Annotated in this window: 19 protein-coding genes; 17 read left to right on the forward strand and 2 right to left on the reverse strand. The window is 35.3% G+C overall.

Translation table 11 applies throughout. The features are described 5' to 3' along the window. Positions 1 to 45 precede the first annotated feature (45 nt). From LEUM_RS04640 to LEUM_RS04650, 3 genes are all read left to right on the forward strand, one after another. Positions 46 to 789: a metal ABC transporter ATP-binding protein gene (locus LEUM_RS04640; protein ID WP_010281476.1), complete on the forward strand. Its 744-nt coding sequence runs from the start codon at positions 46 to 48 to the stop codon at positions 787 to 789. After that, on the forward strand, positions 782 to 1,624 hold the full coding sequence (locus tag LEUM_RS04645; RefSeq protein WP_011679710.1) for a metal ABC transporter permease: 843 nt from the start codon (positions 782 to 784) through the stop codon (positions 1,622 to 1,624). Before LEUM_RS04640 ends, LEUM_RS04645 begins: the two co-directional genes overlap by 8 nt. Positions 1,625 to 1,706: 82 nt before the next feature. Beyond that, positions 1,707 to 2,645 (forward strand): metal ABC transporter substrate-binding protein, encoded by a 939-nt coding sequence (locus LEUM_RS04650; RefSeq protein ID WP_025268069.1) that lies wholly within the window; start codon positions 1,707 to 1,709, stop codon positions 2,643 to 2,645. Positions 2,646 to 2,732: 87 nt separating this feature from the next. Here LEUM_RS04650 and budA read toward each other — a convergent pair whose 3' ends face one another. Together budA and LEUM_RS04660 are read right to left on the reverse strand one after the other, a co-directional pair. Further along, the gene (budA, locus tag LEUM_RS04655; RefSeq protein ID WP_011679712.1) at positions 2,733 to 3,443 is read right to left on the reverse strand and encodes an acetolactate decarboxylase; all 711 of its coding nucleotides are present in this window, start codon (positions 3,441 to 3,443) and stop codon (positions 2,733 to 2,735) included. 139 nt (positions 3,444 to 3,582) lie between these two features. Beyond that, positions 3,583 to 4,929: a hypothetical protein gene (locus tag LEUM_RS04660; protein WP_011679713.1), complete on the reverse strand. Its 1,347-nt coding sequence runs from the start codon at positions 4,927 to 4,929 to the stop codon at positions 3,583 to 3,585. 189 nt (positions 4,930 to 5,118) lie between these two features. On the opposite strand from LEUM_RS04660, the gene LEUM_RS04665 reads away from it, so the two are divergent. The 14 genes from LEUM_RS04665 to LEUM_RS04730 all read left to right on the forward strand — a co-directional run bounded on the left by LEUM_RS04665 (position 5,119) and on the right by LEUM_RS04730 (position 18,469). Next, positions 5,119 to 5,790 carry a response regulator transcription factor gene (locus tag LEUM_RS04665; RefSeq protein WP_011679714.1) on the forward strand — a complete coding sequence of 224 codons (672 nt, stop codon included), beginning with the start codon at positions 5,119 to 5,121 and terminating at the stop codon, positions 5,788 to 5,790. After that, positions 5,791 to 6,858 carry a HAMP domain-containing sensor histidine kinase gene (locus LEUM_RS04670; RefSeq protein WP_011679715.1) on the forward strand — a complete coding sequence of 356 codons (1,068 nt, stop codon included), beginning with the start codon at positions 5,791 to 5,793 and terminating at the stop codon, positions 6,856 to 6,858. Positions 6,859 to 6,943: 85 nt separating this feature from the next. Next, positions 6,944 to 7,465, forward strand: a complete 522-nt coding sequence (locus tag LEUM_RS04675; protein WP_011679716.1) for a hypothetical protein — start codon at positions 6,944 to 6,946, stop codon at positions 7,463 to 7,465. 225 nt (positions 7,466 to 7,690) lie between these two features. Beyond that, positions 7,691 to 7,924: a hypothetical protein gene (locus LEUM_RS04680; RefSeq protein WP_011679717.1), complete on the forward strand. Its 234-nt coding sequence runs from the start codon at positions 7,691 to 7,693 to the stop codon at positions 7,922 to 7,924. A 179-nt stretch (positions 7,925 to 8,103) separates the two neighbouring features. Beyond that, on the forward strand, positions 8,104 to 8,712 hold the full coding sequence (locus LEUM_RS04685) for a PepSY domain-containing protein (protein ID WP_011679718.1): 609 nt from the start codon (positions 8,104 to 8,106) through the stop codon (positions 8,710 to 8,712). A gap of 170 nt (positions 8,713 to 8,882) precedes the next feature. Beyond that, complete coding sequence (locus LEUM_RS04690; protein ID WP_011679719.1) at positions 8,883 to 10,115, forward strand: LCP family protein; 1,233 nt, start codon at positions 8,883 to 8,885, stop codon at positions 10,113 to 10,115. A gap of 349 nt (positions 10,116 to 10,464) precedes the next feature. After that, complete coding sequence (locus LEUM_RS04695; protein ID WP_011679720.1) at positions 10,465 to 10,908, forward strand: MarR family winged helix-turn-helix transcriptional regulator; 444 nt, start codon at positions 10,465 to 10,467, stop codon at positions 10,906 to 10,908. Next, on the forward strand, positions 10,898 to 12,247 hold the full coding sequence (locus LEUM_RS04700; protein ID WP_011679721.1) for an MFS transporter: 1,350 nt from the start codon (positions 10,898 to 10,900) through the stop codon (positions 12,245 to 12,247). Before LEUM_RS04695 ends, LEUM_RS04700 begins: the two co-directional genes overlap by 11 nt. A gap of 197 nt (positions 12,248 to 12,444) precedes the next feature. Next, on the forward strand, positions 12,445 to 15,135 hold the full coding sequence (locus LEUM_RS04705; RefSeq protein ID WP_011679722.1) for an HAD-IC family P-type ATPase: 2,691 nt from the start codon (positions 12,445 to 12,447) through the stop codon (positions 15,133 to 15,135). Positions 15,136 to 15,332: 197 nt separating this feature from the next. Next, positions 15,333 to 15,764 carry a hypothetical protein gene (locus LEUM_RS04710; protein ID WP_011679723.1) on the forward strand — a complete coding sequence of 144 codons (432 nt, stop codon included), beginning with the start codon at positions 15,333 to 15,335 and terminating at the stop codon, positions 15,762 to 15,764. A gap of 172 nt (positions 15,765 to 15,936) precedes the next feature. Then, complete coding sequence (locus LEUM_RS04715) at positions 15,937 to 16,815, forward strand: aldo/keto reductase (protein WP_011679724.1); 879 nt, start codon at positions 15,937 to 15,939, stop codon at positions 16,813 to 16,815. 159 nt (positions 16,816 to 16,974) lie between these two features. Continuing rightward, positions 16,975 to 17,205 (forward strand): MerR family transcriptional regulator, encoded by a 231-nt coding sequence (locus LEUM_RS10845; RefSeq protein ID WP_242824529.1) that lies wholly within the window; start codon positions 16,975 to 16,977, stop codon positions 17,203 to 17,205. A gap of 168 nt (positions 17,206 to 17,373) precedes the next feature. Next, positions 17,374 to 17,838: a YbaK/EbsC family protein gene (locus tag LEUM_RS04725; protein ID WP_011679725.1), complete on the forward strand. Its 465-nt coding sequence runs from the start codon at positions 17,374 to 17,376 to the stop codon at positions 17,836 to 17,838. Between the two features lie 58 nt (positions 17,839 to 17,896). Then, a complete protein-coding gene (locus tag LEUM_RS04730; protein ID WP_011679726.1) occupies positions 17,897 to 18,469 on the forward strand; it encodes a LysE family translocator in 573 nt (190 codons plus the stop codon). The last annotated feature ends 14 nt before the right edge of the window (positions 18,470 to 18,483 follow it).

Here is an 18,483-nt window from a genome sequence, read left to right on the forward strand (position 1 = left end):
TCACACTCGAATTAATGCGAAGAACATTAGGAGAGTAAGAAAATTATGATTAAAGTCCGCGATTTGACGGTGGCCTATGATGGCACACCGGTTTTCACGAACCTATCAATTCAATTTGAGCCTGGTAAAATTACCGGTATTATCGGACCTAATGGTGCAGGGAAATCAACAATGATTAAAGGCGTTTTAGGATTGATAAACAAGCAGAATGGTAAAGTTACGTTACACGACGAGCCAATCGCAAAGCAGTTAAAGAAAATAGCTTATGTGGAGCAACGTGCTGCTTTAGATTTAACTTTTCCAATCAATGTTTTTGATACTGTTTTAACAGGCACATACCCTAATTTGGGCCTGTTTAATGTTCCCGGCACAAAAGAAAAAGATGCCGCAAAGGAAGCATTAGAAGACGTTAAGTTATCTACCTTTAGCCAACGACAAATTGGCGAACTCTCTGGTGGACAATTGCAACGTGTTTTCGTTGCGCGTGCAATTGTTCAAAATGCTGATGTCATTATTTTAGATGAACCCTTTGTCGGTATAGATATGAAGTCCGAAGCCGACATTATGGCTATCTTAAAACAATGGCGTACTGCAGGAAAAACAATTATTGTTGTACATCACGATTTGAATAAAGTGACAACCTATTTTGATAATTTGGTGATTATCAATCACGGTATTACTGCATATGGGGCTACAGCCGATGTTTTCACAAAAGAAAATATCGCCTCTGCATTTAGTGGTGATCTATCATCGATCTTGTTTGAAGAAGAGGAGGATCAACATGCATAGTATTGAATTATTCATTGACGGACTAACAAAATATAATTTCTTGCAAACAGCATTAGTTACATCGATATTAGTTGGGATTATGTCAGGAATTATCGGGTCCTTCATCATATTACGAGGCATGTCTTTAATGGGTGATGCAATTTCGCATGCCGTATTACCTGGTGTTGCGGTTGCATACATGCTCGGGATTAACTTGTTACTCGGTGCTTCTGCCTTTGGTATTTTGGCAGCATTACTAATCGGTGTTGTCACGATGAAGTCAAAGTTGAAAAATGACACAGCCATAGGAATCGTATTTTCAGCTTTCTTCGCATTGGGATTTATTCTTATTTCATTGGCAGAGTCTGCTACTAATTTGCATCACATTTTATTTGGAAACGTCTTAGCTGTTTCTGACAGTGATTTAATTACTACTGCAATCGTGCTTTCTATAGTATTATTGTTTGTTGTTACCTTTTACAAAGAGTTACTTATCACATCATTTGACAATACTTTTGCTAAAGCCTATGGTCTTAAAACTCAAATTATGCATTACGCTCTAATGCTTGTTTTGACCTTAGTTACGGTGACAGCTTTGCAAACAGTCGGAATTATCTTAATTGTGGCCATGTTAATTACACCAGCAGCTACGGCTTACTTGTTAACAAATCGTATGTCTCATATGATGATTGTTGCTGCTATCTTTTCTGTAATATCATCAATTGTAGGCTTGTACCTGAGTTTCACATTTAACTGGGCGTCAGGTCCTGCAATTGTTCTTACAGCAGCAATTTTCTTTACATTGGCCTTTATCTTTGCACCAAAACAAGGCATTGTCTTCAAAAGAAAGTCTTAAAATTAAAGCAGTCTAAGTTAAATAGAGAGAATTATCAAAGCCAGCGTATGTTACGCAGAATATAGTGGAGAAATTAAAAATGATTAAACGTTTAAGTATTATCGTAGTGGCCGTTGTTGTCATATTGGGTGGTGTGCTGTGGTTTGTTAATAGTAGTCAAGGGGGAAAAACAAGCCAACATGATAAGTTGCAAGTTGTTGCGACAAACTCAATTATTGGTAACATGGTTGAAGAAGTTGCTGGTAATAAAGTCAACTTACACACAATTGTGCCACGTGGTACCGATCCACACGAATATGAACCACGACCACAAGATGTCTCAGCAGCCCAAGAGGCTGACGTACTCTTTCACAATGGATTAAACCTTGAAACTGGTGGTTCTGGCTGGTTCAAGAAAATGTATCAAAATGCTGGAAAGAAAACGAATAAGCAAGTGTTCGCCGTCTCAAAGGGGGTAGTGGCTAAGCATTTAACTGATAAGGGTAAAGAAAATGAATTAGATCCCCATGCTTGGTTAGATATGCAAAATGGTATTAAATATGTTAAAAACATTGAAAAAGTATTAATTGCTAAAGACCCAGACAATGCTAGCACATATAAGAAGCGCACAGCAGCATACGTTAAGAAATTATCTGCGTTAGATAAAAGTGCCAAAACTAAGTTCAATAATATTCCTGAAAATAAGAAATTATTAGTTACTTCTGAAGGCGCATTCAAATACTTCTCAGCAGCTTACGGTATCACACCAGCGTTTATTTGGGAAATCAATACAGAGTCTCAAGGTACACCTGAGCAGATGAAACAAGTATTGGAGAAAATTAAAGCTACTAACGTACCTTCATTATTCGTGGAAAGCTCAGTGTCTCCAAAGGCAATGGAAAAGGTTTCTAAAGAAACCGGTCTACCTATTTATTCAAAAATTTATACTGATTCTTTGGCTAAAAAAGGACAGGCAGCAGATACTTATTATGGTATGATGAAATGGAACCTAGATAAGATTTCGGAAGGTTTGTCAAAGTAAAACATAAATAGTGTAAACCGTATTCATAAAAACACCGCAACTATTCAAATAGTTACGGTGTTTTTATTGTTATTAAGTTTTAGTTGTTTATCTTTCTGCTACATCGATGGCTTCACGAATATTCAATATGTCGGCTTCATGATTATTGAAATCAGGATTATCAGTAGGCAAAGCGATGTTGAGTTCATTGAATAAATCAATTCTACCTAATACATCGCTCGCCTTGAAATCAAGAACATGGCCGCCAATCGTACGATCATCACTTAAAAAATGAAGATGCCACCCACTCGCCATAATGCCAGAATAAAGGTCAGGACCAAAATCACCAATTAAAGTACCAGAAACATTTTCATAATTAAACACTGGTTGTTTCAATGTTACATCAACGAAGGGTGGATAAGGCTTCATTTGCTTAGGAGCAACACGAACCTTCAGTTTCGAAAAACTAGCATTTATTTGAATACTAGCTGGTAAATTAGCCCAGCTCTGATGTTGTTTGGATATATTGTTTAAACTATCAAAAGTTAAAAATTTTTCTTGAAGAAAATAGTATAACTCTGATTGAGAATGGATGGAAGTAAAAGGTGTTTCCAACGATAAATCTGTGATTCCTTTAGTTACACCATTCGCTTTCGTTTGATATACGCTATTTTCTATGATTGTAACTTCACCATCAAGTTCATCCATTGTTCCAATGCCACTCGAACCATGATTCAATATTGACGACAACGGTGCCGTACCGTCATATAATCCTGACATAATTAATTCTAACGTTCCATGTTGATAAATTGTAGACATAATGACCTCTTTTTTAATTAAAGTGTTTTAGTTTTACTTACTAAAAGTAAACCATTTTAATATTTATTCAAGATTAAAAACCACTGATTACAGTGGCTTTAGTTAACGGTAAAATGATGAAACAATTAGTTAGTCATGTTCATCGAGAGAGTTTATCATTAGGTACTTCGAATAACACGGTGTCATTGATTTTAAAATCGATATTATTAGCAGCTAAGATGTCTGTGAAATCTTTGACATATACATCGCTTTCAAAGCTTTGCAGAATATCTACTGAAATGCCACCATTAATGGCTAGCATTTCAATAGATAACCCATTTGTTCCGCTCATATAGGTATGCATTTCATCAATATATTGTTCTAATTCTCCCAGTTTAGTTTGACCGGAATAACTAATGATGAAAGTATTGAGAAGAATATTTTCGAAGAAAGACAGCATTTGTTGCTTAGCTTCAATAGTGGGTAAGGAATCTAGTTTTTCAAACAGATTTGCCATTTGATTAACATTGGCCCTTAAGTTGCTGATTTGTTTGCTTTGTTTAATTAAGTTTCTAAATTCTGTGGCAACGGCTGTAAAATCTTCGTCATCAACAATAGGTTGATTAACTGGTAATGCAATGCTGCCAACACAGTTTCGGAAAGTGTTTTGATTAGTTACGCCTAAACGAAGATCACTTGCCATATGAGCAACAATCGGTAATTCAAAATCAGGATAGGCTTTTTGAATTGCTTGCGCCATAATAATTGCGACAGCGATAGCAGGTGTAGCATTATGTTTCTTAGCATATGTCATAAAACTTTCTTGATCTAAGACGATTTCATAGCGATAGCTACTTTTTGTTGCATCTTGACCCTTGGTTTCTAAAAGTTGGTATCCACGATGATTCAGATCAGGCATTTTATTAGTTTCTGAAATTGGTTGGGATTCTAGGTTCTCAAGTGGCTCTAACATTTCATCTTCTGACATAGTATCGTCGCTCAAATTAATATGTTCAATTTCTGGCCAAGTATTGCTTTTGTACCCTAAGTAGTAATAAAGTAACGTTTCAACGAATGGCATAATACCGCGTCCGTCTGCAATTGCATGATGATAAGCAATGAAAATGGTTTTTTCTGAGAAAGTAACATCGATGAGGTGTTGGTTCACCTCATCACTACCCAGAGCGCGTAGCTGATCTGTCTCAGCTACAATTAGCGGGCGATCATTTTTAGATAAATAATAGTTGGCATCTTTTTCAACTAATTGACTAGTCAAGTACGGATAGCGTTGCAAGGACTTATATACGGATTGTCGTAAATATGCTGCATCGATATCATTAGTTAATCTAATGTCGATTACCATGCTAGGCGCACCATTTTGGCGATACAAAAATGATTGCCCTGAAGTAATCTTTTCGAGTTTTGGTAATGCCGATAAGTAGGTTTTTCCGTTTTCTGTCTTAAAAATATCTTGATAAGTTGTATTTAATGTAGTTGATGTTGTCATGGTTGTTCTCCTTTAAGATGTTAAGTTATTAGCCATCAACTGATGACCATGACAATACTATAAAATTAAAATATTTATGTTGTATTTGAAAATTGTTTTCAAAGTGTTAATTGTAAAAAATGTTTGTTTAGTTTGTGACTTTGTCAGTTATAATTGAACTAACAAGATCATTATTAAAAGGAAATAAATATGGCTAATATTATTGTTGTTGAAGACGACCCGAATTTCAATCGAATTTTAAGTATCTATTTGTCTAACCATGGACACCAAGTTCAGAGTGCTCTTGGTGCGCAAGAGGCTTATGATAAGATGTATAACCAATTGTTTGATATGATTCTTTCAGATGTGATGATGCCTAACATTGACGGTTTTGAGTTCACTGAGACAGTCAGAAAAATCAATCCGAATATTCCTATTCTTTTTGTTACTGCCAAAGATGATATTCAATCGAAACAACGTGGTTTTTCATCTGGTATCGATGATTATATGGTTAAACCAATTGATATGTCCGAAATGCTAATGAGGGTGACTGCGCTACTACGACGAGCTCACGTAGCTAATGATAGAAAGCTAACAATTGGCAATACAGTACTTGATGCAGATTCTGTCAGTATTATGGTTGATTCACAGGAAATTTCAGTAACGGTTCGTGAATTCAACATTCTATTTAAATTACTGTCTTATCCGAATAAAACATTTTCACGTTCACAATTACTTGATGAATTCTGGGGTGTTGATACAACGACAGGATTGCGGGCAGTTGATGTGTACATTACTAAACTGCGTGATAAATTTTCTGGAAGTGATGTCTTTGAAATAACGACAGTTCATGGGTTAGGATATAAAGCGGTTTTAAAGTAAATGAAGAAGATAAAAAAACACAAAATTACTTTTCAAAAAGTATCCATTAAAGAGCTTATTGCTGCTTATGTTATTTTTTTATTGTTTGCTACTATTCCAAATATAGTTTTAATGCATGGTGGCCAACTGGCATTATTTACGAACAGTAACTTTATTTGGTACTTGATATATTGGTTTATAGTAACATTAATTTTCATTGGCTTAATTTCATATCAAAAACATGTTCTTTTTGATCAACCAGTCAGCCAATTAAATGAAGCAACACGACAGGTTGCCCAAGGAGATTTCTCCGTCTATTTAGAACCAGGCCATGCACGCGAGAAGTACAATGACTTAGATTATGTTTTTGAAAATTTTAACTTAATGATTGAAGAACTTGGTAGTACGGAAACTTTAAAGAATGACTTTATTGCCAATGTATCTCATGAATTTAAGGCGCCTCTAGCAGTAATTCGAAGTTATGCTGAAGCTTTAAAAAACGAAACAGATGAAGAGCAGCGCGACATGTATACTCAAATCATTGTTGACGAAACCGACAAAATGGCAACAATGGTCACCAATGTATTGAAATTAAGCAAGATTGAAAACCAAGCACTCCAGCCACATATTAAAAAATATAATGTGAGTCGTCAGCTAGTTGAAACATTACTTAACTTTGAAAAAATATGGGCATCTCACAATATTTCTTTAGATATTAATATTCCTGACGATATCGAAATTGCAGCAGATCCAGAAATGATGGAGTTAGTGTGGCAAAATCTACTTAGTAATGCGTTCAAATTTGTTCCTTCCGACGGACAAGTCACATTAAGACTGCAACAAAACAATGAAGGAACAGAAATAACAGTCCGAGATAACGGTGAAGGAATGGATCATAACACATTAAATAGAATATTTGATAAATTTTATCAAGGTGAAACATCTCATACCAACCAAGGAAATGGATTGGGATTGTCACTAGTGAATAGAATTGTAACTTTAATGCAAGGATCTATTAGTGTGGAAAGTAAATTGGGCAAAGGAAGCGCTTTTACAGTTTGGTTACCATTACATCATTTAAACAATTAACATGGCTTTAACAATTATGTTTTAAGTATTTTGTATAATTGTAGTTGATAATAATAGTGGTGAACCTGATAAGGAGAAATATGTCGTGTACGAAAAACAGTTTATCGGCTACGAATACCAAGAAAGAGTAGTTGAAAAAAAATATGAGCCTGTCTACTTGGATGCATATCCGAATTTTGGCTGGGTGATCGATCAACATCATAAAAGTACTCAAAATCCCAATAATATCATGTTACATATGAAGCGCAATCGTGATCTTGTGAACCGTATTGAAATTAAACGATTAGAAAATAAGTTTCAAGCTACTATGAATGAGATTATTAAAATCGAAAAACGCAACCAATTAATACCAACGATTCAAGCTTGTCTTGTTGGCCTTTTTGGGACTGCACTTATAGTGGGTGCGTTCTTTATACACAATGTTAGTAGTCTTTATTTGTCACTCTTATTTGGTTTAGTCGGATTCATAGGATGGGTGTTGCCTTATTTTATTTACAAGACTCAGTTTGAAAAAAGAACACATCATAATCAGGATTCTGTTGAATCTAAATATGATGCTATTTACGATTTAACAAAAAGAGCACATCAATTGTGCTACATGGATTGAGAATTAAAAATGAACTTACAAACCTGTTAGTGTTTGTAAGTTCATTTTTTTAATTTGAGTAATTAACATTTTTAAAACAATTCGTAAATATTTTTGAAATAAATCATGAATATGATATAACCAAGATAACTAACTATAGTTGAGTGAGGAAGACATGGTCGATAAAGTTAGCTATTAATATGTATTTCGCCAACATTCACAAGTAGACATGAAAAGGAGTTTATTATGAGCAAGTCAAAAATTGTTAAGGCAAACAAAAAGATAGAGGAGAAGGTTGTAAAAACTTATAAAACAATTGAAAATGGGGCAGTTGAAGGATTTGGTAATATTTCAGATAAGTTCGTCGATAAGTACTTAGCCAAAGATGGCGAGTCAGCTCAAGATGCTAAAAAGCGTATTGAAGCGGAACAGAATCAACGTGAAAAAACAAATATCGACATAATCAATAAACATCGTTAATGAATAAAAGCAGTATGACCATTTTAAAAGTCATATTGCTTTTTATTTAGCAAAAGCTACAATTTGTTCAGCTATACAAAAATAAGACGTCATTTACTGATTTGGTTTAATGTCATGATACAATAGACCAAATACAATAGGTTGCGAATGCTGTCTGAAAAGCGAAAGGGAGAATTGTTTTGTTAAAAAAATGGTTAACTACTGTCTTGCTAATTATCATCACTTTGTTGTTGGTAACCATAGCATATTTACTATATTCAAATCACAACAATATTAATACTTCAAGAAGCACTGATTCTTCTTTCGATACCAGTTCTTCTAGTAAAAGCTCCTCCAATAATGATGATTTGCTTAGCTTGGCTAAAATAAGAAGTATATTTTATAAAAGATACCCTAACGCTGCCATCACATCAATTGAATTAGAAAAAAATCTATTGTCGACCCATTATGATATTACAGGTGTAGATGACAATACAGAATATACACTAAAAATTCATGCTGATACCGGTAAGGTTATTACTCACAACAAAGAACAATTGGATGCCGATGAAAAGAATGGCACTGCCAAAAATAATGAAGCTATAGCATTTGATAACATCATATCTTTAGATAGTGCCGTAAATAAAGCTAAGGATGCGGCCGGCGATGGCTCCTTAAATGGGTGGTCTTTGGAAAAAGATGATGGTCGTACTTATTGGGAAATTTCATTAAAAGACGGAAACAATAATGTAGCAGTTAAACTTGATGCCAATAGTGGTCAAGTGATAGAAAAAGACGAAGATGATTAAATATTGCAAGCTTTTAGTATAGTTCACTTAATAATCTGCTAACTATGTGGTCCTTACAAAATAATAATAGTTGAAATCCGCAACATTCTTAATTAATTCTCAAAAACCCTTATGTTATAATGGATAGCGTCCAATAGACATTTGTCAAAATTTAGGGGTAACGGGGAATAATGGAGAAAAATAGGGATACAAATACGCCATCAGCTACTAAAAGCCGCATGGCGTTATTTCATAGTAAAAAACATAGTTCATTTAAATTGTATATCGTTTTAGCAGCTGTCATTGTATTACTATCCGCTTCTGGTTATGCTGCATACTATTTCTATAGTTTAAATAACACACTTAGTAAATCATTTTCATCAACAGGTCTTGATTCTGAAAAAAAAGCCACACAATTAATTCAGGATAAAAAGCCAGTATCTTTCTTAGTTTTAGGAACAGATATTGGCACAGAGGGTGGCTTTGGCACGAATCGTAGTCGCGTAGGATTAACTGACTCTATGATGGTTGTAACTGTTAATCCAAAAAATGAAACAACTACTTTAATTTCTATTCCACGAGATATCATGACTTCCATTTCTGGGTTTGAAAGTAGTTTCCCTCAGAAATTAAATGCTGCCTATGCGTTTAAGGCAGCTTCTGATAATAATGTTTCGTTGGGGGACGGTGTAAGCACAACAATAGATACCATACAAAAAATGTTTAACTTTCCAATCAATTATTTCGCTATGGTCAATATGAGTGGACTTGGCGATGTTGTCGAACAACTTGGTGGCGTACAAGTCAAGTCACCCTTAACGTTCACCTTTAGCCAAGAAACTGCCCACGAAAGTGGCAAAGATCTGTATCAATTTACTGAGGGTTCTAGTACATTCAAATACGCTGCTGATGGTGAAACCTTTAAAAGCTATAGTAAAATGAATGGACAAGCAGCCTTAGCGTTTTCTCGAATGCGATATCAAGATCCAAAAGGTGATTATGGTCGAACTGAACGACAACGCTTATTATTGCAACAAATTATTAGTAAAGTTAAGAAAAATCCAGCTCAAGTAGTTAATTTAAAATTCATAAATTCGACGACTAAAAACATTGCTTCTAATCTAAAATCGGAAGATATGTTGAAATTAGGTACTAATTACATTAGTGCCTCAAAGCATATTGTTTCATATACTGTTCAAGGACAAGGTGAGACATTTGAAGGTATCTCATACCAACGTGTTACCACTGCACAGCGACAAGCAATAACAAATAAAGTTAGAAGCAGTTTGAACTTAGAAGCAGCTACAACTGGAAATGAATTTGGTAGTAATATTACAGAAAACAATTTAGCTCAAGTAGGTACCGCAGATCAATTGTATCCAGAAAACAATACTGACGAAAATATGCAGTTGCGTGAAGAGTAAATATAAAATTAGAAAAAGACATGTTAGGTAACATGTCTTTTTTTTATAAATATAATTAAAAAGCAGCCTTGGGAGAGACTGATTTTCTGGGAGAGAAGAGAATATTATCTTATAGGGAGAAAGAAAATATATTCTTATATAAATAGTGGAGTATACCTCTGTTAAGGTATGTACTCATAATACCGCTAAAATGTTAAATGAATATAAAAATTAGGAAGAAATTGTTTTCCATTGAGCCACGAAATAAATTAAAGACAGGTATTGATTTATGTTGATTATAAGTGGTAACATCATTGTTATAATGTTAGTTAGCTAACTAACATTTAATGATAAAGAAGGACTATTTGTAATGACATCTATAGGTAAATTATTCAAAATTGGGCAACGTAATCTTGTAAGAGATCTTGATACATTGGCCGTAACTCACGGGGTGACTGGTGCGCAATTGTCGGCAATTGACTTTATCGCTGACAATAAGTACGTCACACAAAAAGATATTGAACAAGAATTTCATATAAAAGCTTCATCTGTAGCAACTATGATAGACCGAATGGTAGAGAAAAAAATGGTTGCAAGAGTACCAAATGAAAAAGACAAAAGAGTTAATGAAATACACCTCACGGCGTCAGGAGCAAAAATTAATAAAATCGCTAAACAAATTATTAGCTCTCATGATGAAAATATTTTACGGCCTTTTTCAGCAGGTGAACGGAAAACTATAATTAAATTTTTAAAATATGTTGCAGAAGATAACAGCAATCACTCACTAGAAGGAGAAAAAAATGGAAAATAAAGTTTCAACTAAAAATGCAATGGCTATTATAGCAGTAGCGTTGGTTTCTTTTTCTGGCATTATGGCAGAAACGGCTATGAACGTTACATTTCCTGTTTTAACAAGGTATTTTAGCACATCGCTCAATTCGATACAGTGGGTAACGACCGCATACTTACTCTCTGTAACAATTATGATCACAACAAGTGCCTATCTGAATAAAAGGTATAATACCCGTTATTTATGGTTAGCCAGCCTTATTTTCTTTGCTACAGGAACTTTAGTGGGCGGGTTGGCCAGTAATTTACCAGTATTGTTAATTGGCCGTGTGTTAGAGGGTTTAGCAGCGGGTATATCAATGCCCCTAATGTTTAACTTGATCGTTCAACTAGTACCAAGATCGAAGATAGGCGTATGGATGGGTATCGGTTCTATGGTTGTCAGTTTAGCCCCTTCATTTGGTCCTACATACGGTGGTGCTTTGATTGATACTCTTGGTTGGCGATCAATATTTTTCATTCTTTTAATTGTGCCGATTATATCGTTGTTGTTGGGGTGGAGAACTATCGATAACAGTAAAGAAACACAAGCCAATGTTTCTTTTGACGTCCTTGCTTTCGGCTTATTATCTGTGTCATTAATTACGGCTTTGATATTAATTAATCAATTAGAAAATGGGACTGTCAATATATTACTTCTAGGGGTCACCATTGTTAGTTTAACAGGATTTGTAATTAGATCACTAACTTCAAAACAAACTTTTTTGAACATCAGATTACTCAGTAACAGTAAATTTCTATTCCTGCTAATTCCCGTTGTTTTATATATGTTTGCAAATTTGGGTATTAACCTTCTGCTGCCAAATTATTCGCAAAAAATCTTAAATACGTCAAGCTTTTGGGCAGGATTCTCTTTATTGCCTGGAACGTTACTAGGTGGGATCTTAAATCCTTATTTTGGCCATTTATATGATAAGCATGGAGATAAAACGCCACTTTTGGTAGGAAATACGATCTTTGGGATTAGTCTATTGGTCATGGCCTACTTCACTAAAAATCTTGGAATCATAGCGTTCATAATCATGTATATGATTTTCACATTTGGGCGTAATATGGCTTTTAGCATTGGAATGACAGCATCTATTGATGAATTGAGTAGAGATAAAAAGACGGATGCCACTGCTATTTTACAATCAGCGCAAATGTTTATGGGTGCATTAGGCACTACTGTTGCAGCTTTATATGGCGCACAAAAATCAGGCCTAGCTGTTGGGTTCCAACATTTCCTATGGTTGCTTTTCTTTATTTCACTTGTTATTTTCATTATGTTCTTTGCTCGACAAAAAACAGGGAACAAATGAAATCTCTATATTAGACAGTAAAAAAATAGCATGATACAATTGTATTATGAATTAATGTGTTTTCATATTTAACAACCTTGCGGGAGTAGCGGCGCATGTGCGTGGGAAACTGACTTACTAGATTATTTACAGTCTAGCGGCCAACCTTAAACAGCAAGACGCAAAGAATATTTTCTCTTAAAGGAGTGTATCAAAATATGAGCACAAAGTCGAAAGAGGTAGATGACGACGTTCCGTTATCGTCCTCAGCAAAGTTTCACCATCAGGAATGGTCTAAGATAGTTAATGATTTACATGCAGATTATCCTAGCGGACTATCAGACGAACAAGTAAATAATCGCTTACAAAAAAACGGCTATAATGAGGTTAATCCAAAAGTTATCCCGAAGTGGTTGATTTTTTTGCGGCAATTTAATAATGTTATTGTCTATATTTTAGTGGTAGCTGCGCTGTTAACGCTTTTTATGCAACATTATGCAGATTCAGTTGTTATTGCATTAGTTGTATTAATTAACGCGTTAATTGGCTATTTACAAGAAGTGAATGCCAGTAATGCGCTAGATAAAATAAAAAATATGTTGTCTGTTGAAGCCACTGTTATTCGAGATGGTGAACGATTTGATGTTCCAGCTCGAGAATTAGTACCTGGTGATTTAGTCTACCTAGAGGCCGGGGATAATGTCCCTGCTGATTTACGAATTATAGATGCTGATAACTTACGTATTCAAGAGTCGTCTCTAACAGGAGAAGCTGATTCTGTCCTCAAAAATGAAGCTATTTTATCCGAGCGTGTGCCCCTAGCCGAGCGTAGTAACATGGCTTATGCATCAACAGCTGTGACTAACGGTAGTGCCACCGGAATCGTGGTAAACACTGGTGTTCATTCACAGATTGGCCAAATTTCTCAAAGTGTTGCCGATGTTTCAGATAAAAAATCACCACTAACACGAGAATTAGATAGTTTAGGCCATGGTATTTCTTGGTTAATTATCGTTGTGGCTATAGTCATGTTTGCCTTGGGTTGGTTTTTCAAAATATATGACATATCCACCTTGATTATGGCTATTATTGCAATGATTGTCGGTGCAATGCCGGAAGGATTACCAGCAGCTACGTCAATTATATTAGCAACCGGTGTTCAAAAGTTAACCAAAAAGAACGCAATTGTGAAAACATTACCTGCTGCTGAAACCCTAGGTGCAATAGACATTATTGCGTCTGACAAAACAGGGACATTAACAAAAAATGAAATGACCATTCAAGATATTATCGTTGGTGAAAATCATTATACAGTCACTGGGACTGGATATGCACCCGATGGTGGCATTTTTATAGGGAATAAGCTTGTCGATGCAACACAAGACAAAAACCTTGAAATGTTTTTAACAATGGGACATCAAGCAAATGATACTTTTTTGACCGAAGAAGCAGGTATCTGGACCATCAACGGCGAACCGACTGATGCTGCCTTTCTGTCGGCCTATTACAAGGCCTTTGGACAAAAAGTACCTAAATTAAAAGAGTTGGATCGTATTCCGTTTGATTCTGACTACCGATATATGGCACGTTTAGTTGAAAATAAGCATCAACAACGATTTGTCGCCATAAAGGGTGCGCCAGACAGATTATTCACACTAGCCCGGAAAGATTCAAATTTTGACTACGAGTATTGGAAAAAGGTGTCAGCAAAGTTTGCCAAATCTGGAAAACGTGTAATTGCTGTTGGATATGTTGATGTGGATTCAGATACATCAGAAGTCCTTCACGAAACACTTGCAGCTGAAGGCGTGACATTCTTAGGATTAGCCGCTATTATTGATCCACCACGACCCGAGGTTGTTGATGCTATTAGCGACATGCGCGAGGCTGGTATTCGCGTCAAAATGATTACCGGCGATAGTCCAGATACGGCCAAAGCAATCGCTCAACAACTTGGTTTGGCCGACCAAATTGAAGCTGTTACTGGATCAGAAGTTGAAGCAATGACGGATAATCAGTTGGCTAAGGTTGTTACAAATTATGATGTCTTCGCACGAACTACACCACAAGATAAGTTACGTATTATATCTGCCTATCAAGCAAATGGATTAGTAACTGCCATGACTGGTGATGGTGTTAATGATGCGCCAGCATTAAAAAAAGCTGATATTGGTGTAGCAATGGGGATTAAAGGTACTGATGTTGCGAAAGATTCGGCGGATATGGTATTAGCTAACGATGATTTTTCAACAATTAAAGTGGCTATCGAGCAAGGCCGACGTTTATACGATAATATTAGAAAAACAATCTTATATTTGTTACCTACTAGTTTTGCTGAGGGGTTGATTGTTGTCTTTAGTATATTATTGCGCCAGCCAATGCCTTTAACTGCAACGCAATTATTATGGATTAACTTGGTTTCTGCTTTGACGTTGCAATTAGCGTTTATATTTGAGCCAGCTGAACCAGGATTGATGAAACGCCCACCGCGTAAAACAACGGCCAAATTGATGAGTCGATACGATGTTTTCCAAATGGTTTATGTCAGTGTCATTATTGCAGCAGTGGCTCTTGTTGTTTTTGAACATTTAGATGATATCACAGGTTTTGCGGTAGCCAGTACAATGGCTGTTAACATACTTATTTTTGGTAAAATTTTCTATATGTTTAATATCAGAACAGCGGCTCCAGCGCTAAGTAAGACATTCTGGACAAACCCAATGGCATTCGTGGCTATCGGTGCTATGATTATTTTACAGTTACTATTTACGTATGTACCATTTATGCAAGGTGTATTCTCTACAGCTGCGTTATCGCTTTCTGATTGGTCTTTCATCATCTTAACAGGATTGATTGTTCTAATCGTAACAGAATTAGATAAGTATCGTCGTATGATTGTAAAACGATAGTATATAAATAAAGTTATTATTAAAAAAATGGCAATCACAACTTAACTGACCTGTGATTGTTATTTTTTTGTGATGAAAACCTTATAAAAAAATCACATTGAAGGAATGACTCTTTCTGAAAAAACTTTTTAACTTAATTTAACCTGATATCGATATAATCAAGCTAGTAACTAAACTATAAAAGGCAGGATCAAGCTATGGTTAAAAATTCAACTACTGAGTATACTTTTATAAAAGCGCAAATTGATCTGGTTATTCATAATATTGTTAGTAATAAATACAATGAGGAACTGACATACTACGATGTTTTATGGCTCCCTGATTATTTAACCAACCCAGACAGCAAAGAGCTATGGCAATCATTTCAAGATAATTTAGAAAAAATTTCTTTTATAGCTATGAATATTGGTTTGCCGAACCCCAATGCCGATGTCGATTTGGTAATCGTTAAAATGAGTAGTGGTGAAATAAATCCAAATGCGATAAAATATTTTGAAGTAGGTAAGCGAAAAGATTATTTAGCGATGCAATACCCGCATATAATGGACAAAGACAACGACACTTTATTTAATGCTTGGGATGAGGCTAACAACTCGTATAATTCAAAGGAAACATCCGCAACCGTTTGAATTTTAAGTGACTATCTGATCGGAAATACCAGATTCAAATAAAAAAACAACTATCACTGCATAGTTGTTTTTATTTACCAGCTATTTCAATTTCTATTCGAAAAAACTATTGACTTGAAGTCCACTCCAAGGGTTACACTTAATGTATTCACTAGTAAAAAAGGAGATTATCATGGATTACAAGACATTAGCTAGTGGCATTGAGATGCCCTTACTGGGATTTGGTGTTTTTCAAGTTCAAGAAAAAGGGGCTGCCAAACAAGCAGTACTCGATGCCATCAAAACAGGTTATCGATTAATTGATACAGCGGCCAGTTATGGTAATGAGCGAGAAGTTGGCGAAGCGATTTTGGAAGCAATCAATCAAGGCATAGTAAAACGTGAGGAATTATTCGTCACATCAAAGATGTGGGTTCAAGATGTTTCTGCACAGCAGGCAACTGCCGCCATCCAATCTTCATTACAACGTTTAAATTTAGATTACTTAGATTTATACTTGATACACCAACCTTATAATGACGTATTTGGTGCGTGGCGAGCAATGGAATCTGCGTATCGATCCGGCCAGTTAAAAGCTATCGGGGTCTCAAATTTTGATATTGCACAGTTAACTAACTTAGCAGAGTTTTCAGATATAAAACCAATGCTAAACCAAATCGAGGTAAACCCATTTCAGCAAAATAAGAAGGACATTACGTACTTTAGTCAATACGGTGTTCAGGTCGAAGCTTGGGCACCATTTGCAGAAGGTAAAAATGATCTGTTTTCAAATATTCTACTGCGGAAAATTGCTGACAAGCATCATAAATCGATTGCACAAATTGTACTTCGTTGGCTAACACAACGAAATATCATAGTAGTTGCTAAATCTGTTAAGCCGGAAAGAATGGCGCAAAATCTTGACATTTTTGATTTTAAATTAACGCACCAAGAATTAGCAGAAATTGAAACATTAGATACGAATAGTAGCCAGTTTTTTAATCATGCAGATCCGGACATGATTAAATGGATGGCTAACCGTGAAATTAGTTATGATGTTACATTTAACTAACTGAGCTGGAGGTGTTGCTAATGAATATCAAAAAAGTTGCTGAAATAACTAAACTATCAGCAGATACAATTCGGTATTATTGGTCCGGTACCTAGACAAGAAAATGGTATTAGAAATTTTAATGATCGTAGTTTAAATCAGTTAAAATTTGTAAAAATCATGAGAAACGCTGGTATGAGTATTGAGGCATTGAAGCAGTACATCGATTTAATATATGAAGACAATGATGCTACAATACCTGCCCGCAAAGCCATGTTAGTAGAAGCAGCTAATGAGATGACCGAAAAAATTAATAATTTAGTGACTGCTCGTAGTTATCTCACTAATAAGATAGATAACTATTACGGCCATATGCGTACAGTTGAAAACAAACTGTTTCAAGATAAATGATGTTTACTATATATTAGCCAGAATGCGAGATAAAAGGACTTGAAATTCCTGTTTTAATTAAGATATTTTAACACGTGAATATTGAAAAATATATGTAATAATTTGTTGCTTTACATACCGACCAGGCAGTATATACTAAAGATATCAATTATTCAAGGAGTACAAAAAATGTCTGTTGAAAACGTTCGTCAATTTTTCAAAAAATATCATTTAGAGAACCGAATCGTAGAACACGAGAACATTGGTGATACGGTTGAACACGCTGCCGAGTTGTTGAAGTGTGAGATAAAACAAATTGCCAAATCCATGACCTTCATCGTGGCAGAAAATCCAATTTTGATTGTTCTTGCAGGTGACAAAAAAGTAGATAATAGAAAATTCAAATCAACGTACAATTCACGACCAAAAATGATTCCTTTTGATCAGGTTGCGGACAGAATTGGACACATCCCTGGTGCGGTAACACCATTTGCAATCAAATCAGACGTAAAAGTATACTTAGACGTATCTCTAAAGAGATTTGAAACTGTTTTTGCTGCAGGCGGTAGTACAAATAGTACAATCGAATTATCAATAGATGAGCTTGAAAACTATGCTCATCCCCTAGACTGGGTAGATGTAGGGAAAGACTAGTGAATGCACTTGCTAAACAAACCGTTTAGCGACTGCGAACGGGAGGCAATCAATACGAATGACAGTAAATGATTGGATAACCTTTATATTAGCTAGTACCGTTATTATAATTTCCCCAGGTCCTTCTGTAATATATGTAACAACAAACAGTATGACTAATGAGATTAAAACAATGATGCCATTGATTATAGGACTCACTGCAGGATATTTTTGTGGTATGGGCATCTCTTTAATATTTATAAGTAGCTTACTCAAAATTTCATCCTACTCATTGGTCGTGTTAAAAATAATTGGTTCTGGCTATTTAACGTACTTAGCCATCCAAATGTGGACTCGTAAGCAGATTAATCAAGATAGCAGAAAACCAACATTCATACGAGGTGTGCTCATTGCTATCAGTAATCCTAAGGCACTATTATTTTATACAACTTTTTTCCCGCAATTTGGTCATACTCAAGTTGATATGGTATATCTAGCACTATGTTATGGCATATTAAGTTTTATAGTGGATTTTTCGAATATGTTAATTTCTCATTTTGTTAGCAGAGGGATTAGCATGAACTCTTTAATGTGGATTAATCGATCCGGAGCATTATTGCTATGGCTTACTACTTTAAAGATCTGGCTGTGAATAACCAGAAGTTA

This window comes from Leuconostoc mesenteroides subsp. mesenteroides ATCC 8293, from assembly GCF_000014445.1.
Taxonomy (GTDB): domain Bacteria; phylum Bacillota; class Bacilli; order Lactobacillales; family Lactobacillaceae; genus Leuconostoc; species Leuconostoc mesenteroides.